The 25,106-nt window shown below is 73.2% G+C and carries 29 protein-coding genes; 21 read left to right on the forward strand and 8 right to left on the reverse strand.

Annotated elements, in window-relative coordinates:
• The first annotated feature begins 15 nt into the window (after positions 1 to 15).
• On the forward strand, positions 16 to 1,095 hold the full coding sequence (locus tag SM450_RS03970) for an amidohydrolase family protein (protein ID WP_474618250.1): 1,080 nt from the start codon (positions 16 to 18) through the stop codon (positions 1,093 to 1,095).
• 6 nt (positions 1,096 to 1,101) lie between these two features.
• On the opposite strand, the gene SM450_RS03975 is transcribed toward SM450_RS03970, so the two are convergent.
• Positions 1,102 to 1,677, reverse strand: coding sequence for a TetR/AcrR family transcriptional regulator (locus SM450_RS03975; RefSeq protein ID WP_474618251.1), 576 nt, complete (start codon positions 1,675 to 1,677; stop codon positions 1,102 to 1,104).
• Positions 1,678 to 1,769: 92 nt separating this feature from the next.
• Here SM450_RS03975 and proS point away from each other — a divergent pair, with 92 nt between their 5' ends.
• The 12 genes from proS to SM450_RS04035 all read left to right on the forward strand — a co-directional run bounded on the left by proS (position 1,770) and on the right by SM450_RS04035 (position 10,041).
• Positions 1,770 to 3,176 (forward strand): proline--tRNA ligase, encoded by a 1,407-nt coding sequence (proS, locus tag SM450_RS03980; protein ID WP_474618252.1) that lies wholly within the window; start codon positions 1,770 to 1,772, stop codon positions 3,174 to 3,176.
• Positions 3,177 to 3,251: 75 nt separating this feature from the next.
• Positions 3,252 to 3,896, forward strand: a complete 645-nt coding sequence (locus SM450_RS03985) for a ribonuclease FAU-1 family protein (RefSeq protein WP_474618253.1) — start codon at positions 3,252 to 3,254, stop codon at positions 3,894 to 3,896.
• A gap of 242 nt (positions 3,897 to 4,138) precedes the next feature.
• On the forward strand, positions 4,139 to 4,615 hold the full coding sequence (rpsP, locus tag SM450_RS03990) for a 30S ribosomal protein S16 (RefSeq protein ID WP_474618254.1): 477 nt from the start codon (positions 4,139 to 4,141) through the stop codon (positions 4,613 to 4,615).
• Entirely contained in the window at positions 4,590 to 4,850 is a 261-nt protein-coding gene (locus SM450_RS03995) for an RNA-binding protein (protein WP_176308690.1), read from the forward strand. The genes rpsP and SM450_RS03995 overlap by 26 nt, the downstream gene beginning before the upstream one ends.
• Positions 4,850 to 5,389, forward strand: a complete 540-nt coding sequence (rimM, locus tag SM450_RS04000) for a ribosome maturation factor RimM (protein WP_474618255.1) — start codon at positions 4,850 to 4,852, stop codon at positions 5,387 to 5,389. Before SM450_RS03995 ends, rimM begins: the two co-directional genes overlap by 1 nt.
• Before the next feature lie 13 nt (positions 5,390 to 5,402).
• Entirely contained in the window at positions 5,403 to 6,191 is a 789-nt protein-coding gene (gene trmD, locus SM450_RS04005) for a tRNA (guanosine(37)-N1)-methyltransferase TrmD (RefSeq protein WP_474618256.1), read from the forward strand.
• 143 nt (positions 6,192 to 6,334) lie between these two features.
• Entirely contained in the window at positions 6,335 to 6,694 is a 360-nt protein-coding gene (rplS, locus tag SM450_RS04010; RefSeq protein WP_091064199.1) for a 50S ribosomal protein L19, read from the forward strand.
• 169 nt (positions 6,695 to 6,863) lie between these two features.
• Positions 6,864 to 7,745, forward strand: coding sequence for a signal peptidase I (lepB, locus tag SM450_RS04015; protein WP_474618257.1), 882 nt, complete (start codon positions 6,864 to 6,866; stop codon positions 7,743 to 7,745).
• Positions 7,742 to 8,374, forward strand: a complete 633-nt coding sequence (gene lepB, locus SM450_RS04020) for a signal peptidase I (protein WP_474618258.1) — start codon at positions 7,742 to 7,744, stop codon at positions 8,372 to 8,374. The genes lepB (SM450_RS04015) and lepB (SM450_RS04020) overlap by 4 nt, the downstream gene beginning before the upstream one ends.
• Before the next feature lie 37 nt (positions 8,375 to 8,411).
• A complete protein-coding gene (locus tag SM450_RS04025) occupies positions 8,412 to 8,879 on the forward strand; it encodes an NUDIX hydrolase (RefSeq protein WP_474618259.1) in 468 nt (155 codons plus the stop codon).
• Positions 8,873 to 9,721 (forward strand): ribonuclease HII, encoded by an 849-nt coding sequence (locus SM450_RS04030; RefSeq protein ID WP_474618260.1) that lies wholly within the window; start codon positions 8,873 to 8,875, stop codon positions 9,719 to 9,721. The genes SM450_RS04025 and SM450_RS04030 overlap by 7 nt, the downstream gene beginning before the upstream one ends.
• Complete coding sequence (locus SM450_RS04035) at positions 9,718 to 10,041, forward strand: DUF2469 domain-containing protein (RefSeq protein ID WP_007075222.1); 324 nt, start codon at positions 9,718 to 9,720, stop codon at positions 10,039 to 10,041. Before SM450_RS04030 ends, SM450_RS04035 begins: the two co-directional genes overlap by 4 nt.
• Positions 10,042 to 10,077: 36 nt before the next feature.
• Here the strand turns inward: SM450_RS04035 and SM450_RS04040 are convergent, their stop codons facing one another.
• Both SM450_RS04040 and SM450_RS04045 read right to left on the reverse strand, forming a co-directional pair.
• Positions 10,078 to 11,184, reverse strand: coding sequence for a sulfite oxidase (locus tag SM450_RS04040; RefSeq protein ID WP_474618261.1), 1,107 nt, complete (start codon positions 11,182 to 11,184; stop codon positions 10,078 to 10,080).
• The gene (locus tag SM450_RS04045) at positions 11,181 to 11,831 is read right to left on the reverse strand and encodes an SAM-dependent methyltransferase (RefSeq protein WP_474618262.1); all 651 of its coding nucleotides are present in this window, start codon (positions 11,829 to 11,831) and stop codon (positions 11,181 to 11,183) included. Before SM450_RS04045 ends, SM450_RS04040 begins: the two co-directional genes overlap by 4 nt.
• A gap of 132 nt (positions 11,832 to 11,963) precedes the next feature.
• Here SM450_RS04045 and SM450_RS04050 point away from each other — a divergent pair, with 132 nt between their 5' ends.
• On the forward strand, positions 11,964 to 12,596 hold the full coding sequence (locus SM450_RS04050; protein WP_474618263.1) for a M23 family metallopeptidase: 633 nt from the start codon (positions 11,964 to 11,966) through the stop codon (positions 12,594 to 12,596).
• Here SM450_RS04050 and SM450_RS04055 read toward each other — a convergent pair.
• Positions 12,530 to 13,711 carry an aminotransferase class V-fold PLP-dependent enzyme gene (locus SM450_RS04055; RefSeq protein ID WP_474618264.1) on the reverse strand — a complete coding sequence of 394 codons (1,182 nt, stop codon included), beginning with the start codon at positions 13,709 to 13,711 and terminating at the stop codon, positions 12,530 to 12,532. The two genes, SM450_RS04050 and SM450_RS04055, sit on opposite strands and share 67 nt — an antisense overlap.
• Before the next feature lie 44 nt (positions 13,712 to 13,755).
• On the reverse strand, positions 13,756 to 14,712 hold the full coding sequence (locus SM450_RS04060; RefSeq protein ID WP_474618368.1) for a tyrosine recombinase XerC: 957 nt from the start codon (positions 14,710 to 14,712) through the stop codon (positions 13,756 to 13,758).
• Between the two features lie 375 nt (positions 14,713 to 15,087).
• Here SM450_RS04060 and SM450_RS04065 point away from each other — a divergent pair, with 375 nt between their 5' ends.
• Positions 15,088 to 15,429, forward strand: a complete 342-nt coding sequence (locus SM450_RS04065; RefSeq protein ID WP_474618265.1) for a hypothetical protein — start codon at positions 15,088 to 15,090, stop codon at positions 15,427 to 15,429.
• 14 nt (positions 15,430 to 15,443) lie between these two features.
• Here the strand turns inward: SM450_RS04065 and SM450_RS04070 are convergent, their stop codons facing one another.
• From SM450_RS04070 to SM450_RS04080, 3 genes are read right to left on the reverse strand one after another with little or no spacing between them, the layout of a single operon-like run.
• Positions 15,444 to 16,700 (reverse strand): DNA-processing protein DprA, encoded by a 1,257-nt coding sequence (locus tag SM450_RS04070; RefSeq protein ID WP_474618266.1) that lies wholly within the window; start codon positions 16,698 to 16,700, stop codon positions 15,444 to 15,446.
• On the reverse strand, positions 16,697 to 18,217 hold the full coding sequence (locus tag SM450_RS04075; RefSeq protein WP_474618267.1) for a YifB family Mg chelatase-like AAA ATPase: 1,521 nt from the start codon (positions 18,215 to 18,217) through the stop codon (positions 16,697 to 16,699). The genes SM450_RS04070 and SM450_RS04075 overlap by 4 nt, the downstream gene beginning before the upstream one ends.
• Before the next feature lies 1 nt (position 18,218).
• Positions 18,219 to 18,578 carry a YraN family protein gene (locus SM450_RS04080; protein WP_474618268.1) on the reverse strand — a complete coding sequence of 120 codons (360 nt, stop codon included), beginning with the start codon at positions 18,576 to 18,578 and terminating at the stop codon, positions 18,219 to 18,221.
• Positions 18,579 to 18,798: 220 nt separating this feature from the next.
• On the opposite strand from SM450_RS04080, the gene SM450_RS04085 reads away from it, so the two are divergent.
• The 6 genes from SM450_RS04085 to SM450_RS04110 all read left to right on the forward strand — a co-directional run bounded on the left by SM450_RS04085 (position 18,799) and on the right by SM450_RS04110 (position 25,054).
• A complete protein-coding gene (locus tag SM450_RS04085) occupies positions 18,799 to 19,815 on the forward strand; it encodes a hypothetical protein (protein ID WP_474618269.1) in 1,017 nt (338 codons plus the stop codon).
• Positions 19,816 to 20,050: 235 nt separating this feature from the next.
• Complete coding sequence (gene rpsB, locus SM450_RS04090; protein WP_474618270.1) at positions 20,051 to 20,992, forward strand: 30S ribosomal protein S2; 942 nt, start codon at positions 20,051 to 20,053, stop codon at positions 20,990 to 20,992.
• 132 nt (positions 20,993 to 21,124) lie between these two features.
• Entirely contained in the window at positions 21,125 to 21,952 is an 828-nt protein-coding gene (gene tsf / locus SM450_RS04095) for a translation elongation factor Ts (RefSeq protein WP_474618271.1), read from the forward strand.
• 156 nt (positions 21,953 to 22,108) lie between these two features.
• Positions 22,109 to 22,876 (forward strand): UMP kinase, encoded by a 768-nt coding sequence (pyrH, locus tag SM450_RS04100; RefSeq protein WP_036345766.1) that lies wholly within the window; start codon positions 22,109 to 22,111, stop codon positions 22,874 to 22,876.
• Between the two features lie 85 nt (positions 22,877 to 22,961).
• A complete protein-coding gene (frr, locus tag SM450_RS04105; RefSeq protein WP_474618272.1) occupies positions 22,962 to 23,519 on the forward strand; it encodes a ribosome recycling factor in 558 nt (185 codons plus the stop codon).
• Positions 23,520 to 23,776: 257 nt separating this feature from the next.
• Positions 23,777 to 25,054 (forward strand): phosphatidate cytidylyltransferase, encoded by a 1,278-nt coding sequence (locus SM450_RS04110; protein ID WP_474618273.1) that lies wholly within the window; start codon positions 23,777 to 23,779, stop codon positions 25,052 to 25,054.
• Positions 25,055 to 25,106: the final 52 nt, after the last annotated feature.

Raw genomic sequence — 25,106 nt, forward strand, 5'->3', positions numbered from 1 at the left:
GGTAGGACTGTGCACATGGCTCTGCATGTGCGCGGTGTGTTCCTTCCCGACGACGAGGTCCGGGACGCCTGGCTGGTCGGCGACCGGGTCACCTTCGAACCGGTGCCGGGCGCCGAGACGGTGGCCGACGGCGGCTTCGTGCTGCCCGGTCTGACCGACGCGCACTGCCACATCGGCATCGCCCGTGGCGGCGCCCCGATCACCTCGCTCGACCAGGCCCGGGAGCTGGCCCGGATCGACCGGGACGCCGGCGTGCTGGCCATCCGGGACGCCGGCTCGCCGTACCCGTACCCCGAGTTGGAGGACGAGCCGGGACTGCCGCGACTCGCACGCGCCGGCCGGCACGTCGCGCCGCCCAAGCGCTACCTGCGCGACATCGGTGTCGAGGTCGGCGCGGCCGAGGTGGCCGCGACCGTGGCGGCGCAGGCCGCCGCCGGCAACGGCTGGGTCAAGCTGGTCGGCGACTGGATCGACCGGGGGGTGGGCGACCTCGCGCCGGCCTGGGACGCCGACACCATGACCGCGGCGGTCGCCGCCGCGCACGCCGCCGGGGTACGCGCCGCGGTGCACACGTTCTCCGAGTCGGCGGTGGCGACGATGGTCCGGGCCGGGGTGGACTCGGTGGAGCACGGCACCGGCCTGAGCCTCGACCTGATCGACCTGATGGCCCGGCAGGGCACCGCGCTGGTCCCCACCATGATCAACATCCGGACCTTCGGCCACATCGCGGACCAGGCCCGGGAGAAGTTCCCCGGGTACGCCGATCACATGATCGCCCTGCGCGACCGCTTCCCCGACGTGGTCCGCGCCGCCCACGAGGCGGGCGTGCCGATCTACGTCGGCACCGACGCGGGCGGCGGCATCGACCACGGGCTCGCGGCCCAGGAGATGCTGCTGCTGCACGAGCGGGCCGGGATGCCCGCCGAGGACGTGCTGGCCGCCGCCTCCTGGCGGGCCCGGGAGTGGCTCGGCTTCCCCGGCCTGGTCGAGGGCGGCCTCGCCGACCTGGTGGTCTATCCCGAGGACCCACGCCGCGACCTGCGCGTGGTCACCGCACCCACCCACATCATCCTGCGCGGCCAAGTGATCCGCTGACCGGCCTCAGCGTGCCGCGGTGGCAGCGAGGAAGAGGTGCACGGCCAGGTCGGCGAGGTGGGCGGCGGTGTCGTCCACCGGGGCTGACGGCAGCACGATGTGGCTCACCACCAGGCGGACGATGCTGTCCGCCGCGAACGCCAGGGCCGCCGGGTCGGCGTCGGGCAGGTGCCGACCCGCCCACTCCAGCAACGCCGTGGTCGACTCGGCGAGCACCAGCTCGGACCGGGTGGTCAGATAGGGCAACAGCTCGTCCGAACCGCCCCGCGCGCTGGTCAGGATCGCCTTGATCAGCGGATTGTCGGCGGCGGAGGCGAGCGTGCGGCCGATCGCCGCGTACGCCGCCGCCCGCACGTCGGCGCCGTGCTCGTCAAGCGCGGCCCGGACCTCGCCGACGAACCGGTCCACCTCGTGCCGGGCGAGCGCCTCGGCCAGGCCCGCCTTGGTGCCGAACGCGTTGTAGACCGTCTGCCGGCTCACCCCGGCCGCCTCGGCCACCGCGCCCATCCGGACGCCGTCCCAGCCACGGGCCACGGCCAGTGCCCGGGCGGCCTCGACGATCGCGTCCCGTGCCTCACCCATCGCCGTCGAAGTCTACGGCCGATGGGCGCGACACGGCGCGGGCCGGCTCCCCGGCGCAGCGGCGGCGCGCGCGGCGCATAAGATGTGCGGTCATGGCACGCGTGCTAACTCCCCGTGCGGAGGACTTTCCCCGCTGGTACCAGGACCTGATCGCCAAGGCGAAGCTGGCCGACAACGGCCCGGTTCGGGGCACCATGGTCATCCGACCGGCCGGCTACGCCATCTGGGAGCGGATGCAGGCCGAGATGGACGCCCGGATCAAGGCGGCCGGCGCGGAGAACGCGTACTTCCCGCTGTTCATCCCGGAGAGCTACCTCAAGCGCGAGGCCGAGCACGTCGAGGGCTTCTCGCCGGAGCTCGCCGTGGTCACCCACGGTGGTGGCAAGCAGCTCGCCGAGCCGGTGGTGGTCCGCCCCACGAGCGAGACGGTGATCGGCGAGTTCATGGCCAAGTGGATCGACTCCTACCGGGACCTGCCGCTGCTGCTCAACCAGTGGGCGAACGTGGTCCGCTGGGAGCTGCGCCCGCGGATCTTCCTGCGTACCAGCGAGTTCCTCTGGCAGGAGGGGCACACCGCGCACGCCACCCGGGACGACGCCCGCGCCTACGCGCGGCGGATCCTGCACGAGGCGTACGAGGACCTGATGGTCAGCGTGCTCGGCATCCCGGTGGTGGTCGGCCTGAAGACCGCCCGGGAGCGGTTCGCCGGCGCCACCGCCACGTACACGTGCGAGGGCATGATGGGCGACGGCAAGGCGCTCCAGATGGGCACCAGCCATGAGCTGGGCCAGAACTTCGCCAAGGCGTTCGACATCAGCTACTCCTCGGCCGAGGGCGGCCGGGAGCACGCGTGGACCACCTCCTGGGGCACCTCGACCCGGATGCTCGGCGGGCTGATCATGTGCCACGGCGACGACAACGGGCTGCGGGTGCCGCCGAAGCTGGCGCCGGTCCAGGCGTACGTGATGATCGTGAAGGACGGCGAGGGCGTCAGTGAGGCGGCGGCGAAGCTGCGCGACGCGCTGCGCGACGCGGGTGTCCGGGTCGCGCTCGACGACCGGACCGACACCGCGTTCGGCCGCCGCGCCGTCGACGCCGAGCTGCGCGGCTACCCGGTACGCGTCGAGGTCGGCCCCCGCGACCTGGCCGCCGGCAACGCGGTGGTGGTCCGGCGGACGGACGGTTCGAAGGCCCCCACGCCGGTGGCCGACGTGGTCGGCGCGGTGCTTGCCGCACTCGACGCCGACCAGCGGGCGCTGCACGACCAGGCGCTGGAGTTCCGCAGGTCCCGCACCGTCGAGGTGTCGACGCTTGCCGAGGGGATCGAGGCGACCACCACCGGCTGGGCGATGGTGCCGTGGTCGGCGGTCGGCGTGCCCGGCGAGGCCGAGGCGAACGCGCAGGGCGTGACGGTTCGCTGCCTGCTGCGCGCCGACGGCTCCGTCCCCGACACCGAGGACGAGCCCGACCTCGTAGCCATCCTCGCCCGCGCCTACTGAGGTGTAAGGAGGGGCCCCCGCTTAACGCATTCGGTAGAGGCGGGGCCCCCTCTTAACAAGTGAGGGATGGTGAGCGTGCGCTTCGAACCCGGCCGGCTGGTCCTGCACCGCAACGTGCGACACGGGCGGATCGGGTGGGTCCGTGCGGCCCGTGTGGTTTCCGACGACGAGCGCGGGCTGCTGCTCTGGGTGGCACGGCACGCGCCGGTGGCGTACGAGGTGACCGCCGCCGGGCTGAACATGCGCGCGGTGCCGTTCACCGAGTGGATCACCTCGTCGTACGCGCTGAGGCGCGACACGTGGAACGGGCCGCCGGTGCTCAAGTTCCTGCCCACGGGCGCCGCCCACTCGGTGTGGTGGTTCACCGACGAGCGGGGCCGGTTCAAGAACTGGTACGTCAACCTGGAGGAGCCCGGCGTCCGTTGGGACGACGGCGCGGTGGCCGGCGTCGACATCGTGGACCAGGATCTCGACGTGGTGGTGCACCCGGACCTGACCTGGGAGTGGAAGGACGAGGATGAGTTCGCGGAGCGGCTCGCCTTTCCGGAGCACTACTGGGTGGCCGACGAGAAGGCGGTCCGCGCCGAGGGGGAGCGGGTGATCCGGCTGGCCGAGGCGGGTGGGTTCCCGTTCGACGGGACGTGGCGCGACTTCACGCCCCCAGACTGGGACATTCCGGATGAAATGCCGCCCGGTTGGGACCGACCGCCGGTGCGCTGAACACGTGTCCTTCGTCACCGTCCGGCTCGTCCGAGGCGTACGCGCCGGGTCCGGTGTGAGCGTTCCGGCGCGGATCTGGCAGAATGGACCGCTGGTATCCGGCGCGCGTCCGGCGCCCTCTAACCCGGGCGCGTCGCCAGTTCACCGAGCAGTCTCCGGCCCAAACCCCACTGTGCCGGTCGGCGCTCACCCGCCACACCGCCCGTACGGGCCGGTGAGATCGCAACAGGAGCGAAACAACTGTGGCCGTAAAGATCCGGCTCCTGCGGATGGGCAAGATCCGCAACCCGCAGTACCGCATCGTCGTCGCCGACTCGCGCACCAAGCGTGACGGTCGCGCGATCGAGTTCGTCGGTGTGTACCAGCCGAAGGAAGACCCTTCGGTGATCGAGGTCAGGTCGGAGCGGGTCCAGTACTGGCTGTCCGTCGGCGCTCAGCCGAGCGAGGCCGTGCAGCGCCTGCTGGAGCTGACCGGTGACTGGCAGAAGTTCAAGGGCCTGCCGGCGCCGCCGCCGCTGAAGGTCGCCGCGGAGCGGGTCGACCGCAAGGCGGCGTACGAGGCCGAGGCGAAGGCCGCCGCCGGCGTGGCGGAGACCCCGGCCAGGCCGGCCAAGAAGGCCCCGAAGGCGGAGGCCCCGAAGGCGGAGGCCGAGGCCCCGAAGACCGAGGAGCCGAAGGCCGCCGAGCAGACCGGTGCCGAGTCCGGTGAGCAGGCCTGACATGCCACTGCGTCCCGCCCTGGAGCACCTGGTCAAGGGAATCGTCGACCACCCGGACGACGTCCGGGTGCGGATGGTCGATTCCCGTCGGGGCAAGCGGCTCGAGGTCCGCGTGCACCCGGAGGATCTCGGTACGGTGATCGGGCGGTCCGGCCGGACCGCCAAGGCGCTGCGCCAGGTGATCGGCTCCATCGGTGGGCGTGGGGTACGCGTCGACATCGTCGACTCGTACTGATGCTTCTCGTCGTCGGTCGGATCGGCAAGCCGCACGGCATCCGCGGTGAGGTCACCGTGGAGGTGCGGACCGATGAGCCCGAAGCACGCTTCGCCCCCGGTTCGGTGCTTGTCACCGAGCCGGGGGCGGTTCCGGCCGAGCCCGGCGCCTGGCGGGTGCCGCCGGAGCTGACCGTGGAGTCGGCGCGTTGGCACCAGGGCCGGCTGCTCGTCGTGTTCTCCGGCGTGCTGGGCCGTGACGTCGCCGAGGCGCTGCGCAACACGCTTGTCGGCGTGGACAGCGCCGACGTCGCCGCACCGGAGGACCCGGAGGAGTTCCACGACCACCAACTGGTCGGGCTCGCCGTCGTCACCCCGGACGGTGAGCGGCTCGGCGAGGTGGACCGCATCGACCACGCACCCGCCTCCGACCTGCTTGTGGTGCGGCGTCCCGAGGGGCGCACCGCGCTCATCCCGTTCGTCAAGGCGATCGTGCCCGAGGTGGATCTCGCCGGCGGTCGGGTCGTCGTCGACCCGCCGGGCGGTCTGCTCGACCTGTAGCTGGAGCCACCGCATGCGCGTCGACATCGTGTCGATCTTCCCGGACTACTTCGCCCCGCTGGACCTGTCGCTGATCGGCAGGGCCCGCGCGAACGGCGCGCTGCGGCTGGCCGTACACGATCTGCGGACCTGGACCCACGACGTGCACCGCACGGTCGACGACACGCCCTACGGGGGTGGCCCGGGCATGGTCATGCGGCCGGAGCCTTGGGGTGAGGCGCTCGACGCGCTGGCCCCCGACGAGCTGAGCCCGGACGGGCACACGCTGCCCCGGCTGCTCGTGCCGTCGCCGGCCGGTGTCCCGTTCACCCAGGCCATGGCGCACGAGCTGGCCGCCGAGTCGCACCTGCTCTTCGCCTGCGGCCGGTACGAGGGCATCGACCAGCGGGTGCTCGACCATGCGGCGACCCGGATGCCGGTGACCGAGGTCTCCCTCGGCGACTACGTGCTCTTCGGCGGCGAGGTGGCAGTGCTTGTCATCCTGGAGGCGGTCACCCGGCTGCTGCCCGGGGTGCTCGGCAATGCCGGCTCGCTTGACGAGGAGTCGCACGCGCACGGGCTGCTGGAGGCTCCGCTCTACACCAAGCCGGCGACCTGGCGCGGGCTCGACGTGCCCGAGGTGCTCCGCTCCGGCGACCACGCCCGGATCGCGCGTTGGCGGCGCGACGAGGCGCTGGGTCGCACGGCGGCCCGCCGCCCCGACATGATCGGCGCGCTGCCGCCGGAGAGCCTGGACCGGCGGGATCGGGCGGCCCTGGACCGGGGTGGGTTTCCGGTGCCGCCGGAGCGTGTGGCAAAGTAGAGGGGTTGCCGCATCCGTCCACGCCGTGGGCGGCTGCGAGGACCCTCGACCGGGGCCGGCGTCGCCGGCCGCCACCCGGGGGTCAGAATCACCCGTTCGCGCATCGATTGACGATGCGCCGTGAGCCTCCCGAGGACACCGCGATGAACATCCTGGACGCCCTTGACGCCCAGTCGAAGCGTGCCGATCTGCCCGACTTCCGCGCCGGTGACACCGTCAAGGTGCACGCGCGGGTCGTCGAGGGCAGCCGGTCCCGGGTCCAGATCTTCCAGGGCGTCGTGATCCGTCGCCAGGGTGACGGCCTGCGCGAGACCTTCTCGGTCCGCAAGATCAGCTTCGGCGTCGGCGTGGAGCGGACCTACCCGCTGAACAGCCCCGGCATCGACCGCATCGAGATCGTGACCCGTGGTGACGTGCGGCGCGCCAAGCTCTACTACCTGCGCGAGCTGCGTGGCAAGAAGGCCAAGATCAAGGAGCTGCGGGAGAAGCAGCCGGCGAACTGACCTCGTTCGCCACGCCGCCCGAGCTGCGCGGATGTCGTATCGACCGGAGCGCATTACCCTGGTCGGTACGGGCGCAGCCGGACGGCGCGAAACGGTCCACTGCCGCCCGTGGGGTCTCCGCGAGGAGACTCCCGGGCGGTAGTGTCGTTTCCGCGGACCGGAGAGTGGCATGGTGCAGATGCTTGACGAGGACGGCACCGTCGATCCCTGGCGCCGGCGGGCCCGGCGTTCCCGACGGCAGATGCCGCTCTGGCAGGAATTGCCGCTGCTGCTGATCGTGGCGTTCTGCCTGGCGGTGCTGATCCGCACGTTCCTGCTCCAGGCATTCTTCATTCCCTCCGGGTCGATGGAGAACACGCTGCTCATCGGCGACCGGGTGCTTGTCAACAAGGTCGTCTACGACATGCGCGACCCGATCCGCGGTGAGGTCGTGGTGTTCCGGGGCACCGACCGCTGGGTCGCCCAGGAGGCGCCCGCCCCGCCGACGAACCTCACCGGCAAGATCGGCCGCACCCTCGGTGACCTGATCGGCGTCAGCCGCCCCGGTGAGAAGGACTTCATCAAGCGCGTCATCGGGGTGCCCGGCGACAAGGTCTGGTGTTGCGACGACGGCCGGGTCGTCGTGAACGGCGTGCCGCTGGAGGAGCAGGCGTACGTCACCGAGGACTCCCCGGTCGACCTTCCGCCCAACCCGAAGGAGTGCCGCTCCCGGCAGTTCACCGAGGTGGTGGTGCCACCGGGGCAGATCTTCGTGATGGGCGACCACCGGCTGGTGTCGCAGGACGCCAGGTGTCAGGGTCCGGTGCCGATCGACAACGTCATCGGCCGCGCCTTCATGATCGTGTGGCCGTCGCAGCGGTGGACCAGTCTTCCCGTACCGGAGACCTTCGCGGGCCTGCCCCGCCCGGACGCCGCGGCGGCCCGTCCGGCCCCGGCCGACCCCGACCCGGTGGGTGGAGTCGTGCTGATCCTTCCGGTCACGGCCATGCTCACCGTTCTCGCGGGTTCGGGGCGACTGCGCCGTACCCGGGGACGTAGGCTCCTCCCGTGATTGACGAGCAGACCGAAAAGCCGCGCAGCTCCTTCTGGAAGGAGCTGCCCATCCTCCTCGGTGTGGCGATCCTGGTCGCAGTGCTGGTTCGTGCCTTCGTGCTGCAGACCTTCTTCATCCCGTCGCCGTCCATGGAGAACACCCTCAAGATCGACGATCGGGTGCTTGTCAACAAGCTGGTCTACGACTTCCGTTCGCCGCACCGCGGCGAGGTGATCGTCTTCAAGGCGCCCACCGAGTGGAGCGGAAACCCCGACGGTGAGGACTTCATCAAGCGGGTGATCGGTGTCGGCGGCGACCACGTGGTCTGCTGCGACCGCGACGGCGGGCAGGAACGGCTCATCATCAACGGCAAGCCGATCGACGAGCCGTTCGTCTACCCCGGCAACAAGCCGGCCGACCAGGACTTCGACATCACGGTGCCGAAGGGTCGACTGTGGGTGATGGGCGACCACCGGGAGGCCTCCGGTGACTCGCTGGAGCACTGGCAGCAGTCCGGCGAGGACATCACCGAGGCGACCATCCCGGAGGGCGAGGTCGTCGGTCGGGCCTTCACCATCTTCTGGCCTGTCGACCGGGCCACCTGGCTCACCGTGCCCAAGCCGTTCGACGGGATCCCCAATCCCTGAGGCGACGGCCCTCCCCGACATCTGGCAGGCTGGTGCGGTGACCGTCTACACCCCACGTCGCGCGGCCCGGGTGCTGCTTGTCGACGGGTCCGACCGGGTGCTGCTGTTCGACGGCAGCGACCCGGGCCGGCCGGGGCACCGTTACTGGTTCACCCCCGGCGGCGGGCTCGACCCGGGGGAGACCCCGGCCGAAGGCGCGGCGCGTGAGCTGGCCGAAGAGACCGGCCTGCGGCTGAGCCCGACCGAACTGGGCGCGCCGGTCTGGTCCGAGACGATCGACTTCCCGTTCGACGGCGTCTGGTACCGCCAGGAGCAGGAGTTCTACCTCGTCCGGGTGCCCGGGTGGGAGGTCGACACCGCGGGCTTCGACGAGATCGAGCGGGCCAGCGTGCACGGGCACCGCTGGTGGGCGGTGGCCGAGTTGGCCGCCACCGCCGAGCGTTACTACCCGACCGATCTGCCCGACCGGCTCGGTCGCGTGCTGGCCGGGAGCCGCGGGTGCTGACCCCGCCGCGCACTGTGGTACGCCGCGACGGCGGGCTCTACGCGCTGGAGCGGGCCCTGCAACGACGGGGCTTTCGGCACGTGGCGGGCGCCGACGAGGCGGGCCGGGGGGCGTGCGCGGGGCCGCTCGTGGCCGCCGCCGCGGTGCTGCCCGAGGGGCGGCGCGGCGAGATCGACGAGCTGGCCGACTCGAAGCTGCTCACCCCGGCGGCCCGGGAACGGGTCTACCACGAGGTGGTGGCGCGGGCCCTGGCGTACGCCGTGGTGATCATCCCGGCCGAGGAGGTCGACGCCCGTGGGCTGCACGTGTGCAACCTCGCCGCGATGCGCCGGGCGCTCGCCTCGTTGGCCACCCGCCCGGACTACGTGTTGACCGACGGCTTCGGCGTCGACGGGCTCGACGTGCCGGGGCTGGCGGTCTGGAAGGGCGACCGGGTGGCCGCCTGCGTCGCGGCGGCGAGCGTGCTCGCCAAGGTCACCCGGGACCGGATCATGGTGGACCTGGACGGACGGTTCCCCGGCTACGGCTTCGCCGAGCACAAGGGCTACATCACCGCCGAGCACAGCGCCGCGCTGCGGGAACTGGGCCCGTGCCGGGAGCACCGCTTCTCGTACGTGAACGTGGCCACCGTCTCCGGGCGGGACGGGCGGCCTCCCCGCGCCCGCCGGCCGGCCTCGCCGGAGCCCGGCGCGGCGCCGCCCGGGCCGCCCGCCGGGCGTCGGGACGAGCCGATGGAGCACTCCGGCGCGCCAGGGGGTACCGTCGGCGTGGCGTTGGGCGAGCAGCCGCGACCTCCGGTGTCGGTGGGGGAAGATGTGGTCATGGAAGGCGGAGTGCGATGAGCGCGGAAGATCTCGAGAAGTACGAGACCGAGATGGAGCTGCAGCTCTACCGGGAGTACCGCGACATTGTCCGCCAGTTCTCCTACGTCGTGGAGACCGAGCGCCGTTTCTACCTGGCCAATCAGGTGGACCTGCACGTCCGCAACTCCGACGGTGAGGTCTACTTCGAGGTCGAGATGCATGACGCCTGGGTGTGGGACATGTACCGTCCCGCCCGGTTCGTCAAGAACGTCCGAGTAATGACGTTCAAAGACGTCAATGTGGAAGAGCTCGAAAAGCCCGACATCTCGCTTCCCGCAGATTCCGGCTTCGGCGGCTGAGCACGGCGGCTACCGGCGGCCCGCCGCCGGAGCGGATCACTCCGCCGGCACCACCACCGCGACGCGCTGCACCAGGTTGTTCGCGAACCCACCCCGGTTCCACGGCTGCTCCACCGGCTGCGTCCGCCCCGAGGCGTCCGTCGCCCGGGCGCCCAGCACGTAGCGTCCCGGCGTAGCCGCCCACTCCACCGACCACCGGCGCCACGCCCACCCACCCCCGGTGGGCTCGTCCAGGCTCGCCGGCGTCCACGTGTCGCCGCCGTCGAACGTCACCTCCACGGACGTCACCGGCCCGTGCCCCGACCAGGCCCGACCGTCCACCGTGCACCGGCCCGCCCGCACCACCCGGGTGCGGGACATGAAATCGGGGAAGCCGGGCGGACGCACAAGCGCGCGAGGCTCGATCCGGGTCACCGGCACGCCCGGGTCGTCGGCGTCGGCCCGCAGCCGGTAGGCCACCGCGTTCTGGTAACCGTCGAACGGCGCGGTCGTCACCTGGATGTCGCGCAGCCACTTGACGTGCGCCATGCCGTACCAGCCCGGCACGATCAACCGCAGCGGGGCGCCGTGCTGCGGCAGCAGCGGAGCGCCGTTCATCTCGTACGCCAGCAGCACCTCCTCGCGCAGCGCGTCGGCCACCGGCAGCGCCCGCTGGTAGTCCTGCTCGACGCCGCGCTCCACCCCGTGGTCGGCGCCGGTGAAGACCACATCCACCGCGTCGTCGGCCAGGCCGGCCGCCCGCAGCAGGGGGGCCAGCGGGGTGCCCGTCCACTCGGCGTTGCCCACGGCCTCCACCAGCCACGGCTGGCTGACCGGCCGCGGGTGCAGCAACGCCCGGCCGTTGCCGGCGCACTCAAGCGTGACCTGGTGGGTGACCCGGGGACGGGCCCGCAGCGCCGCCAGGTCCAGCCGGAGCGGGCGCTCCACCGCCCCGGACACGGTAAGCATGTGCGCGCTGTCGTCGACGTCCGGGATGTCGTAGTGGATGAGCAGGTAGTGCAGCCCCGCCGGAGTCACGTCGTAGCGCAACGCCTCAAGCGGGATGCCGTGGTTGCGCGCGGCGAGCTGAAGCTCCTCGGCACTGATCGCCTCGTCCGGCCCGGCGACCCGGGAGGGCCGGCTGACGTCGTCCACGGTGGTCATCGCCGCTCCAACTCGTCGTAGCCCACGAACTCGAACATCCGCGCGCCGGTCGCCAGCGGGCGGGGCGTGCCGGTGAAGCGGTGCGCGCCGACGCCCACGTCGTCGGCCGGGCTGCTCACCGCCACCGGAACGAAGCCCTCCTCGGCGAACCAGTCGCAGATGGTGGGCACCAGGTCCGGCGCCCGCCGGTGCCGGGTCCACAGCACCGTGCCGCCGGTGGCGCAGAGCGACGCGCAGTGCCGCACCGTCGAGCGGATGTCGTCGTCGCCGATGTTGCCGAAGACGCCGCAGACAAGCACCAGATCCGCGGGCGCCAGATCGGCGTACCTGTCGGTCACCGCCCCGTCGCCTGTCACCACCTCCACGCCGGTCAGCCCGGCGTCGGTGGCGGACCGGCGGGCCAGGTCGGCGTTGCGCGGATCCAGCTCGACCAGGCGTGCGGTCACGTCGCCGCCGCGCGGGTGGGCGGCGAGCACCGGGATCAGGTCGCGGCCCTGACCGGCGCAGAGGCTTACCGCGCGCAGCAGGCCGGGCGGCGCCGCGTCAAGCACCTCGGCGATCCGGCGCCGCACCTCGTCGAGCCGCCGGGACAACGCGGAGTCGGGCTGGTCGTAGTCGCGGTGCCAGGCGAGCCAGTCCTTCGTCACGCGGCCAGCATAGGCGGACCGGCCATAGCGGATCCGCCCCGATTTCGCGGGCCGTCCACAACCCGGTGTCTGTCCACAGCGGCGATCCCGGCCGGTCGCCTCGCGTCGGGCCCGGCGGGCAGAGTGCGACGCATGAGGTTCCCGACCGGCCCGGCCCTGCTGCTGCTCCTGCTCCTCGTGCCGGGCCTGCCGGCCGAACCCGTCGCGCCCCCGGCCGGCCCGGCGCTGTCCGCGGGTCCGGCGTCGTCAGCCGCGTTGCCCCCGACTGCGGGCGCGGCGCGCTTCCGGTGGCCGCTACCCGGCCCGCCCCGGCTGGCCCGGCGGTTCGACCCGCCGCCGGAGCCCTGGCTGCCCGGGCACCGGGGCGTCGACCTGGTGGCCGAGCCGGGCGCCGAGGTCCGTGCCGCGGGCGCCGGAACGGTCCTCTTCGCCGGCGTGGTGGCCGGACGCCCGGTGGTCACCGTGGGGCACGGCGACGGGCTGCGCACCACCTACGAACCGGTCCGGCCCCGGCTCGCGGCCGGCGACCAGGTCGACGCCGGCACCCCGATCGGCGAGCTGCTCGCCGGGCACCCCGGCTGCGCCGCCTCGGCCTGCCTGCACTGGGGGCTGCGCCGGGACGCCGACTACCTGGACCCGCTCAGCCTGCTCGGGCTGGGCCGGGCCCGGCTCCTGCCGCTCGCCCGACCGGCCGACGCTCAGCCCTGGGCGAGCAGCGCGGGCAGCCGCACCGCCAGCCGGTCGTACTCGTCGGGAGTGTTGTAGACCTGACCGCACAGCCGCAGGTAGCCGCGCCCGTTCCAACCGGCGACCGACACCTCCGCGGCGAGCCGGTCCGCGATCCGGGCCCGCAACGCCCGAGCGGCGTCCAACGTCGTCGCCACGCCCGCCGGCAGCGGCACCAGCCGCATGGCGACCGCCGGTCCGCCGGGCGCGAGCAGCCGCTCCGGCGCCACCCCCAGCGCGTCCCCGACGACCCGTTGCCCGTACGCGGCAAGCGCCGCGTTGTGCGCGCGGACCCGATCCACACCGAGGCTACGCAGGGTGAACAGGCCGACCGGGGCGGCCAGCCAACCGGTGTAGTCGAGGGTGGCCTGCCACTCCACCCGGGTGGGAAACCCGCTGCCCTGCTCCCAGGAGACGACGAGCGGCTGGATCCGTTCCCGCCACGGCTCCGCCACCACGAGGGCTGCGGTGCCGCGCGGCGCGTACGCCCACTTGTGCAGGTTGCCGACCCAGAAGTCGGCGCCTACCGACGCCACCGTGGTCGGCAACATGCCGGGCGCGTGCGCCGCGTCCACAAGCACCGGCACGCCCCGCTCCCGCGCCACCGCGGCGAGCGCCGCCGCCGGGAACAGCCGGGCGGTCGGCGAGGTGAGCTGGTCCACGATCAACAGTCGGGTCCGCCCGGGGCGCAGCCCCGCCCGGACGATCTCGACCACCTCCTCGTCGGTGGCGGTCAAGGGCACCGGCAGGGTCCGGGACACCGCCCCGGTCCGCTCGCACTCCCGCGCCACCGACAGGGCGACCGCACCGTACCCGTGGTCGGTGGTCAGCACCTCGTCACCGGGCCGCAGCGCGAGCGACTGCAACACCACTGCCGCACCGGCGGTGACATTGCCGACCAGGGCGGTGCCGTCCGGGTCGGCGCCGAGGAAGGTGGCGAGGTGCCGCCGGGCGTGGGTGATGCGGTCGACCAGGCCCGCACTGAAGAACCGCAGCGGATTGGCTTCCATCTCGTCGCGCAGGCGCTGCTGGGCGCGCTGCACGGCGATCGGCACGGCGCCGAACGAGCCGTGGTTGAGATGACTGACGGACGGGTCGAGGGAGAAGAGCAGCCGAGCCCCGGGAATCGGCTCGGGCGGCTGCGGCACCGTCATCCGTCGATCCTAGCCCGCCGTGGATCATCGCCCCGCCGCTTCGGTCAGGCCCGTGGGTGCGCCTGCCGGTAGGCCGCCCGCAGCCGCTCGACCGAGACGTGCGTGTAGATCTGTGTGCTCGCCAGCGACGAGTGCCCGAGCAGCTCCTGGACGGCACGCAGGTCCGCGCCGCCTTCGAGCAGGTGGGTGGCAGCCGAGTGGCGCAGCCCGTGCGGGGTCACCCGCGGCACCCCGGCCGCGCTGGTCCAGTCGGCCACGATCCGCCGCGCGGTGGTCGGGTTGAGCCGCCCGCCCCGGGCGCCGAGCAGCAACGCGCCGCCCGAACCCGGCGTCACCAGAGCCGGCCGGCCCGCGCCCAGCCACACGTCAAGCGCCCGCTGCGCCGGCACGCCGTACGGCACCGCGCGCTCCCGCCCGCCCTTGCCCAGCACGCGTACCACCCGGCGGCCCTGGTCGACGTCGGCGACATCCAGACCGCACGCCTCGCTGATCCGCACCCCGGTGCCGTAGAGCAGTTCGAGCAACAGCCGGTCCCGCAGCAGCACCACGTCGGGCGGTTCGTCGTCGCCCGTCCCGCCGTCGCCCGTCCCGCTGCCGGGCGCTGGCCGGTCTGCCGCCGTCGCGGCCCGCGCCGGGGCGTCCATCAGAGCAGCCGCCTGGTCGGCGCGCAGGACGGTGGGCAGCTCCCGGCGCGCCCGGGGGCTGGCCAGCGGCGCGGCGACGTCGGCCGGAAGGAGGTCGGCCCGGTGCGCCCAGGCGCTGAAGGTGCGGGCGGCAGCGGCCCTGCGGGCCAGGGTCGTCCGGGCGGTCCCCATGGTCCGCTGCTTGGCCAGCCAGCTGCGCAGCACCGCGAGATCCAGCTCGGCCAGCTCCGTGGCGCCCATCCGCACGGCGTGGTCAAGCAGGGAGACGAGGTCCGTGACGTACGCGCGGACGGTGTGCGCCGAGCGGTTGCGCACCCGGGCCAGATAATCGGCGAAGTCGTCCACCGCCTCGCGCATCGGCGTCGGCAACTCCTGGTGCGCGACCCGCGTGCCGCGCCGCCGCTCACCCACCTGGGGTCTCCGCCCTTGCCCGGCGCGTGTGGTCGCGCCGACGGTGTCGGGTGCTGTGGTGGGACACCGCCCCAGACTACGGCCGCCTGGGGCCGCCCGGCCCGCGATCACCGGCGGCCCGATGGCGTCGCTCGGGGAGCGTGCGACGCGATGGTGGCACCGGAAGCCACCGGTAGACGCCGAACGGGGGGTGGCCCGAAGTGCTCTGGACAGGGGAAACTCGTCTTGCGAAGAAGCCGGTGCCGGTCGGATCGGGCCGGCTCGCCCCGATCGGGCAGGGCGTACCCGCGACGGTGACGTCGGTGCGAGGAGGGACCGGGCGTGGGAGTGGATGCCGTCCTCTACCGGCGGGTGCGGGCCGGGGCGGACCGCCGCCGACCGTCGTACGTGTCGATCGAGGTCGTGGCGGACCGGCAGGACGTGCTGCTCGACCTGCTCACGCGGGTCCGGGGCGGTGGGCGCACCCCGCTGCTGGACCGCGTCGATCCGCTCGGTGAGCTGACCGTGGACGCCGGACAGGTGCCCCACCTGCTCACCGAACTGCGTTGCCTGCTGGAGGCGGCCCGAGCGCCGCGCGAGGTCGACCAGATCCGCCGGCTGGCCCGGCTCGCGCACCGGTGCCTGGAGGTCCGCGACGTCGAGCTGCGGTTCGAGGGCGACTGACGCCGCAGGTGCGCTCACCGGTCGGCCCCGGCGTCGCGCCGGTCGTCGGTCGGCGCCAGCGCGCCGTGCCGCGCGTCGGTCGGCGGGCGCGTGCCGCGCATGTCGTCGGTCGGCGCCAGCGCGTAGCCGTCGTCGCGGCGTACCACAAGGGCCAGCTCCTCCAGCATGGACAACTTGCGCATCGCGGTGCGCAGGTCCACCCCGGCCCGCGCCGCGATGTTCTCCAGGTCGATCGTCCGGCGGCGGGGCATCGCCTCCAGCACCTGGGCGGCGTCGTCGTCGAGCCGGTCCCGGGGCCGTTGTGGGGCCCGCGCGAGCGGCGCCAGGTCGTACCCGATCCGGCCCACCTCCTCCAGGACGTGCGCCACGTTGGCGACCAGCCGGGTCTCGGGCTTTTCGCGGAGCACCTCGTGCCCGCCCACCGACATGGCGGAGGTGACCGGCCCCGGCACCACCATCGCCGGCCGTCCGAGACCCAGCGCCCGGTTGAGGGTCTGGGTGGCGCCGCTCCGGGCGGCTGCCTCGACCACCACCGTGCCCAGGGTCGCCGCGGCGATGACCCGGTTGCGGATGAGGAACCGTGGACGCAGCGGGTCCGCACCCGGCATCCATTCGCTCACCAGCAGGCCGGTCTCGGCGATCCGGTCGAACAGCGCGGCGTTGCCCATCGGGTACGGGCGGTCCAGCCCGCAGGCGAGCACGGCGACTGTGCGCCCGCCGGCGGTCAACGCCCCGCGGTGCGCCGCCGAGTCGATGCCGAACGCCCCGCCGGACACCACAGTCCACTCCCGATCCGCGAGCCCGTAAGCCAGCTCGGTGGCGACGTGCGAGCCGTATGGGGTGGCCGCCCGGGCGCCGACCACGGCCACCGAGCGGGCCAGGGTCTCGCCGAGCGGCCAGCCGCCGCGTACCCAGAGACAGAGCGGTGGATCGGTCTCCACATCGACCCGACGTGTCGCCTCGGGCAGCCGCAGATTGCTGAGGTCGGCGACCCGCGTCGGCCACTCGTCGTCCGCCGGGGTGACCAGCCGCGCCCCGAGCCGCTCGGCGCGCGCCAGCGCTTCCGCCGCGACCGCGCGGGCGTCGCCGGCCGCCGTCCGGACCGCGACGGCCGCCCGGAGCGCCCGGTCCGGCGCCTCACCGGACAGCAGCAGGTCGAGCGCGGCCACCGGGCCGTGCCGCTCGACCAGGCCGTGCACCGACCGGGTGCCCGGCTCGGCGAGCCAGGTCAACGCGATCCGGGCCAGCCTGCGGTCGTCGCTCTCGTTCACGTGCCCTCTCCCGTCCTCAGTTGGATGGCCTCCGCGATGTCGTGCTCGTCGGGTCGATCCCGCCCGTCGAGATCGGCGATGGTCCACGAGAGCCGGAGGACCCGGTCGTATCCGCGCGCCGACAGCGAGCCGGTGTCCAGGCGGCGGCACAGCTCCCGGGTGACCCGCACCGGCAGGTGCCATGGCGGACGTCTCAGGTGGGGGCCGGGGACGTCGGCGTTCACCCGGTGCCCGGTGGACGCCCAGCGGTCGGCCGCGGCGCGGCGGGCCTCGACCACCCGGGCGGCCACAGTGGCCGAGGACTCGTGCGGCGCGTCCGTCCGCAGCAACTCCGCCGCGCGTACGGGTGGCAGTCGGACCTGCACGTCGACCCGGTCGAGCAGTGGGCCCGACAGCCGTCCCAGGTACCGCCGCCTGGCCAGCGGGGTGCACTCGCAGTCGATGTCCCCTGATGGCTTCGCGCAGGGGCAGGGGTTGGCGGCGAGCACCAGTTGCGTGCGGGCCGGGTATTCCGTCGCGCCCCGGGTGCGGGCGACCCGGACCAGTCCGCTCTCCAGTGGCTGGCGCAACGCCTCCAACGCGGCCTTGCCATATTCGGGGGCCTCGTCGAGGAAGAGCACGCCCCGGTGGGCCAGCGACACCGCGCCGGGTCGGGCCAGCCCGGAGCCGCCGCCGACGAGCGCCGGCACGGTGGCGGTGTGGTGCGGCGCCTGGAACGGGGGACGGCGCAGCAGCCCGCCCCCGGGTGGCAGCAGCCCGGCGATCGAGTGCAACGCGGTCACTTCGAGGGCTGCCTCGTCGTCCAGCTCCGGCAGGATCGACGGCAGCCGCTCGGCGAGCATGGTCTTGCCGGCGCCGGGCGGACCGAGCAGGGCGAGGTGGTGACCGCCGGCGGCGGCGATCTCGATGGCTCGCCGCCCGAGTGGTTGCCCGGCGACGTCGAGGAGGTCGGGGCCGGGCGGGACGGCGACCCGGGCCGGTGCGGGCGGGACCAGCAGGGGCGTGCCGTCGCGGACGTGGGCGACGAGCCGGTGCAGGGTGTCGACCGCGCGCACGCGTACGCCTGGGATGACGGCGGCCTCGGCGGCGTTGCCGGCGGGCACCACGACGCGCGCGTACCCGGCGCGGGCGGCGGCGGCGACCATGGGCAGGGTGCCGCGGACCGGACGGACCGCGCCGTCGAGGCCGAGTTCGCCGAGGATGACCGTGGCGTCGAGGGCGACCGGCGGCAGTTCGCCGGAGCCGGCGAGGACAGCCACGGCGAGGGCGAGGTCGAACGCGGAGCCGTACTTGGGCAGGGTGGCGGGGAGCAGGTTGAGGGTGATCCGGCGGTTGGGCCATTTCTGGCCGGAGTTGACGATGGCGGCGCGGACCCGGTCGCGGGCCTCGTGCAGCGCGGTGTCGGGCAGGCCGGAGATGAGCACGGCGGGCAGGCCCGGGGCGAGGTCGGCCTCGACCTCGACCACGTGTCCGGCCACGCCGGCCAGGCCGACGCTGAGCACCTTGGCGTAGCCCATGTCAGAACGCGCCCCGGAGGTGCTCGACCCGGGCGGGGCCGGCGGCCGGCAGCCGGACGGAGAGCACGTCGAAGCGGACCTCGTCGGCGGTGGTGCCGGTTTCCGCGAGCCAGCGGGCGGCCAGGCCGCGCAGCCGGCGGGCCTTGGCCCGGACCACGGCCTCGGCGGGGGAGCCGAACTGCTCGGTACGGCGGGTCTTGACCTCGCAGATGGCGAGGACCTCGCCCTCCCAGGCGATGATGTCGATCTCCCCGGCGGAGCAGCGCCAGTTGCGGACGATCGGGCGTAGCCCGGTCTCGATCAGGTGCCGCAGCGCGCACCGCTCGCCGTAGGCGCCGACGGCCTGGTTCCGGTTCGTCATGCCGGTCAGGATGAGACCGACGGGCCCCCGGGCGGGTGCCTCGTGCCGCCGGCCTGTGGACGAGGGTGGGCTTGTGGACGGGCTCACGATCTCCCGCCGCTTCTGCTAGAGGAGCTGGGCGGTCACTCCACGTGACGACACGGCGACCGGGTGGGGTGCGGGTGAGCTGCGGCGACGTCCCAGCCGGCCCGAATGGCGCGGCTGGTGCCGGTCGCATACCGTGCCGGTCGTGGACGGACGACGCAGCTACCCCGAGGATCAGCAGGAACCGCGGTGGGGCGACCGCGGGTACGAGTCGGACTGGCGCGCAACTGGGGAGCCGCGCTACCGCGACGACGACTACCGCACCCCGGAGCAGCGCGCCGACGAGAGCCGCTACGGGGGTTACTCCACCGCCGACCCGCTCGTCGACGACACCAGCGGCTGGCGGTCGCAGCGACCGGACGACCCGGAGGTCTCCGGTGAGCTGCCCGGACGCGCAGGTCGCCGGGCGGCCCGCGAGGCGGCCGGCGCGCCCGGTGAGGATCCGCTCGGCGCGCTGTCCCGCAGCGGCGTGGACGCGCTCGGCACCGGGTCGCGCGGGGCGGCGAACCCGTCGGCCGACCCGCTCACCGGCGCTCGTGGCGGCACCGATCCGTACGGGCTCCGGGTGCGGGGCGCCGACGCCCTCGCCGGCAATGCCGATCCGGCCCGTTCCGGCCCGCCGGGCGGCTACCCGATCGTGGACACCGGACGGTCGGGCGAGCCCGCCACGGCCGGCGGGACGCAGATCTCCCTCGGCGGCCGGATGGACCCCGGCGCGGCCACCCCGCTGACCGTGGGGGAGCGCCCGACCGGCGCGGCGGACCCGGCCGCGCCGGTGAACCCGCTGGAAATGCCGACCGGCCCGATGCCGGCGGTGGTGCCCCGGTCGGACACTCCGCCGCCCGGTGACGGCGTCTACCGGACCCGGCGTCCGGCGCTGGCGGTGCTGCTGGCGGTCCTGGTGCTGGTGCTGGAGGTGCCGGCGGTGCGGGTGTTGCTGCACGGGCTGGTCGGGGACCCGGTGTCGACGTCGCACGTCGTGGTGGGCACGTTCCTGGTGGTCGGGCTGCCGATCTTCGGCGCCGGGCTGTACGGCCTGCGTACCGGCGGGTTGGCGCTTGCCGACGGCAGTCGCGGCTGGCTGCGTCCGCCGACCGCGTACCTGACCGTCGGTCTGGTGCTCTTCGTCGCCGCCGCGCTCGCCGCCCGCTGACCGCGCTGACCGCGTCCGCACCCCGGGGCCGGGGTGCGGAGAGAGCGCGTACACTCGACAACTGGCGACCGCCTCGCGCGGTCGACCTCGCGCGTCCTCTCCACGGTCTTCCCGTGGGGCGACGGCCTCCCTGGTCCCGGTTCTTCACCCGGGCCCACCCTGGCCGGCGACCGGGCGCCAGGCGTCCGGCCGCCGGCTGGACGGACAACCAGGGACAAAGTAGGAGTTAACCACCATGGCCGTCGTGACCATGCGTCAGCTACTGGAGAGCGGTGTCCACTTCGGGCACCAGACCCGGCGCTGGAACCCGAAGATGAAGCGCTTCATCTTCACCGAGCGCAACGGTATCTACATCATCGACCTGCGCCAGACCCTCGACTACATCGAGAAGGCGTTCGAGTTCATCCGCACCACCGTCGCGGGCGGCGGCAGCATCCTGTTCGTCGGCACCAAGAAGCAGGCCCAGGAGGCCATCGCCGAGCAGGCGACCCGGGTCGGCCAGCCGTACGTCAACCACCGCTGGCTCGGCGGCATGCTGACCAACTTCCAGACCGTGTACAAGCGGCTCCAGCGGATGAAGGAGCTTGAGGCTCTCGGTGACCTGAGCGGCACCGCCGCCGGTTACACCAAGAAGGAGACCCTCCAGCTCTCTCGCGAGAAGATCAAGCTGACCCGCACCCTGGGTGGCCTGCGGGACATGCAGAAGCTTCCGGCAGCGGTCTGGATCGTCGACACCAAGAAGGAGCACATCGCCGTCGACGAGGCCCGCAAGCTGGGCATCCCGGTGATCGCCGTGCTCGACACCAACTGCGACCCGGACGAGGTCGACTTCCCGATCCCGGGTAACGACGACGCCATCCGGTCGGCCGAGCTGCTGACCAAGGTCGTCGCCGCGGCCGTGGCCGACGGCCTGATCGCCCGCTCCGGCCGTGGCCGGGGCGGCGACGAGAAGCCCGAGGCGGGCCAGGTCGGCGCCGACGAGCCGCTGGCCGAGTGGGAGCGCGAGCTGCTCGAGGAGCCGAAGAAGGCCGACGAGCAGCCTGCCGCCGCCGCGCAGCCGACCGCCGCCGAGCAGCCCGCCGCTGCCGAGCAGCCGGCGACCGCCACCGAGCAGCCGGCCGCCGCCGAGGAGCCGAAGAAGGCCGACGAGCAGCCGGCGACCGCCGCCGCGGAGTGATCGCACCGCCGTGTCCCGCCGTCGGAGGGCGGCGGGACACGGCGGACACACCGGGGCGACATCGGCCCGGTTCCGGGTAACCGGCAGCTTGACCAAACCACCGCAGTAGTCACAGACACCGAAGAGAGAGTCATGTCCAACTTCACCGCCGCGGACGTCAAGAAGCTCCGCGACCTCACCGGCGCCGGCATGATGGACTCCAAGAAGGCGCTGACCGAGGCCGACGGCGACTTCGACAAGGCCGTCGAGATCCTGCGCGTCAAGGGCGCCAAGGACGTCGGCAAGCGGGCCGGCCGCACCGCCGCCAACGGTCTCGTCGCCCACTCCGGCCAGGCGCTCCTCGAGCTCAACTGCGAGACCGACTTCGTCGCCAAGAACGACGCCTTCATCGCGCTGGCCCAGCAGCTCGTCGAGCACGGCGTGACGAGCGGCGCCGCCAACGCCGAGGAGCTGCTCGCCAGCACCCTCGACGGCAAGAGCGTGGCCGACCTGATCCAGGAGCAGTCCGCCAAGATCGGCGAGAAGCTGGTGCTCAACCGCTTCGCCAAGCTCGACGGCACCACCGCGGTCTACCTGCACCGCAAGAGCCAGGATCTGCCCCCGGCGGTCGGCGTGCTGGTGCAGTACGCGGGCAAGACCGACGAGGCGGCCGACGCCGACGCGCGCGGCGTGGCGATGCAGATCGCCGCCATGCGGCCGAAGTACCTCACCCGTGACGAGGTGCCCGCCGAGACGGTCGAGTCCGAGCGGCGCATCGCCGAGCAGACCGCCCGCGAGGAGAACAAGCCCGCGGCGGCGCTGCCGAAGATCGTCGAGGGTCGGGTCAACGCCTTCTTCAAGGACTTCGTCCTGCTGGAGCAGGCGGCCGTCGCCGACAACAAGAAGACCGTCAAGCAGGTGCTGGCCGAGGCCGGCATCGAGGTGACCCGCTTCGTGCGGTTCGAGGTCGGCCAGGCCTGAGCCGCCGCGCCCGGCCGGTGAGTCCGGGCGCACGGAGAACGTCGACGAGGAGGCCGCCGGTGTACGCGACAGGCACCGCGGCCTCCTCGTCGCATAGGGTCGGCAAGGGCAGGTACGCGATGCCCGCGCGATGCGCGGGGAGAAGGGGCGGGGCGGATGACGCAGGTTGTGAGTGACCGGAGCCTGGCGGCGGATGACCCCACCGCCCCTCCGCCCGGCCGGTCCCGCCGGGTGGTGCTGAAGCTTTCCGGCGAGGTCTTCGGCGGCGGCGCGATCGGCGTCGACCCGGACGTCGTGCAGGGCATCGCCCGACAGATCGCCACCGTGGTACGCCGCGGCGTGCAGGTCTCGGTGGTGGTCGGCGGCGGCAACTTCTTCCGCGGCGCGGAGTTGCAGAAGCGGGGCATGGACCGGGCCCGCGCCGACTACATGGGCATGCTGGGCACGGTGATGAACTGCCTCGCGCTCCAGGACTTCCTGGAGAAGGAGGGCATCGAGACCCGGGTGCAGAGCGCCATCACCATGGCCCAGGTCGCCGAGCCGTACATTCCGCTGCGCGCGATCCGGCACCTGGAGAAGGGCCGCGTGGTGATCTTCGGTGCCGGCGCCGGGATGCCCTACTTCTCCACCGACACGGTGGCCGCCCAGCGCGCGCTGGAGATCCGCGCGGACGTGGTGCTGATGAGCAAGAACGGCGTGGACGCGGTCTACACCGCCGACCCCCGGATCGACCCGACGGCGAGCAAGCTCGACTCGATCACCTTCTCCGAGGTGCTGCGCCGTAACCTGCGGGTGGCCGACGCCGCCGCGTTCAGCCTCTGCATGGAGAACGGCCTGCCGATGCTGGTCTTCGGCGCCCAGGGCGACGACACCATCGTCCGGGCCGTCGGCGGTGAGAAGATCGGCACGCTGATCACCGCCTGAGCGGTCCGCCGGACCGGCAGCGGTCCTCTGCCACAGCCCCACAGCACAGCCCAACGACGAGCGACAGAAGGAGGCGAGGAGACCGGTGATCGACGACACCCTCCTCGAGGCGGAGGAGAAGATGGAGCGTGCCATCGAGCACGCCAGGGAGGAATTCGGCGGGATCCGCACCGGTCGCGCCAACGCCGCCATGTTCTCCCGGATCGCCATCGACTACTACGGCAGCCCGACCCCGCTGCCGCAGATGGCGTCCATCGCGGTGCCCGAGCCGCGCATGGTGATCATCAAGCCGTACGACAACTCGCAGTTGGCTGCGATGGAGAAGGCGATCCGCGACTCGGACCTCGGGGTCAACCCGAACAACGAGGGCACCCAGTTGCGCATCGTGCTGCCGCAGATGACCGAGGAGCGGCGGCGCGACATGATCAAGATCGCCCGGCAGAAGGGCGAGGAGGCCAAGGTCGCCGTCCGCAACATCCGTCGTAAGGCCAAGGAGGAGCTGGACCGCCTGGTCAAGGACGGCGAGGTCGGCGAGGACGAGGGCCGGCGCGCGGAGAAGGACCTGGACGACCTGACCCAGCGCTTCGTCGGCACCGTGGACGAGATGATCAAGCACAAGGAGAGCGAGCTGCTCGAGGTCTGAGCGGGCCCGCGTACCGTCACGGCACCGCGTTGCCGCCGCCCGCGACCCGGGCGGCGGCCCGGTGCCGTCGTCGTGCCCGCCGCCGTCGATCCTCGCCGCGTTGCGGGTGCAGTAGGCTCGGCACGATTCCCGACCACTACGGGGTTAACGGCGGGAATCGCCCGGCCGTCGGTCGGTCAACAGGAAGTCTCACGCCGGTAGGGGATGGTCTTGGTCTTGCGTCATGTGGTGGCTTTCGTACCGTCTGCCGGTGCGTGATGTCCCACCCCGACCCCTACGGCAGCGCCGAGCCGCGTGGCTGGGACCGCCCGGCCCCCGCTCTGCCCTGGCCGGAGACCGACCTGGAGCCCGGTCCGTGGCGACGTCCCGCGCCCGGCCCGGATGCGTACGCCCCGCCCGCCGACCGGGATGCGTACGCCCCGCCCGCCGACCGGGATGCGTACGCCCGGCCGTACCCGAACGGTTCGCCGCGCCACGACGGGCCGCGGCCGTACGACGGACCGCCGGTCGCGGAGCGCGGCCGGCGGGTCGAGCCGGGGCCCGGTCCGCGGCCCGACGACGAGTATCCGACCGCGCAGATCGCCCCGGTGCGGGACGAACCGACCGAGCACCTCCCGGTGGTACGCGACGAGCCCGCGCCCGAGCCGCCGGCCGGTCGCCGGTCGAGGGGCCGGCGGCGGGCGAGCGCGGAGCGCCCACCGACCACCGCGCCCCGGGCGTCCCGGGCGGGTCGTAACCTGCCGGCGGCGATCGGCGTCGGGCTGGGTCTCGGCGTGGCGATCGTGGTGCCGCTCTTCTTCTTCCTGCCGGCGTTCCTCGCCGTGCTCGTCGCCGCTGTGGCCGTCGGCATCTGGGAGATGGCACGGGCGGTGCGGCGCAGCGGCGCCCATCCGCCGCTGGTGCCGCTCGTCGCCGGCGGGGTGATCATGATCGGGCTGGCCTGGTTCGCCGGCCCGGACGCGCTCTGTCTCGGGCTGCTGGTCACCGTGCTGGGGACGATGATCTGGCGGCTGGGCGACGGCCCCGGCAACTATCAGCGTGACCTGACCGCGGCCACGCTTATCGCCGTCTACGTGCCCTTCCTCGCCGGCTTCGCCGCGCTGCTCGCAGCCGCGCCCGGCGACGGTCACCTGCGCGTGCTTGTCACGCTTGTGGCAGTGGTGCTCTCCGACACCGGCGGGTATGCCGCCGGGGTGGCCTTCGGCAAGCATCCGATGGCCCCGAGGATCAGCCCGAAGAAGTCCTGGGAGGGCTTCGCCGGCTCGGTCACCGCCGCCGCGGCGGGCAGCGCGTTGCTGCTGTGGCTGCTGTTCGAGGTGGCGCCGTGGTGGGGCGCGCTGTTCGGGGTGGCGATCTCCTGCGCCGCGGTGCTCGGCGACCTCGGCGAGTCGATGATCAAGCGGGATCTGGGCGTCAAGGACATGAGCAACCTGCTGCCGGGTCATGGTGGCCTGATGGACCGGCTCGACTCGATCCTGTTCGCGGTGCCGACGGCGTACCTGCTGCTCGCGGTCTTCGTGCCGGTGGTGAGCTGAGGGATGGATCACCTCGGCGGCCCGGGGCGGAATGGCCGGTCGGTCACGATTC

The organism is Micromonospora marincola (genome assembly GCF_056150385.1).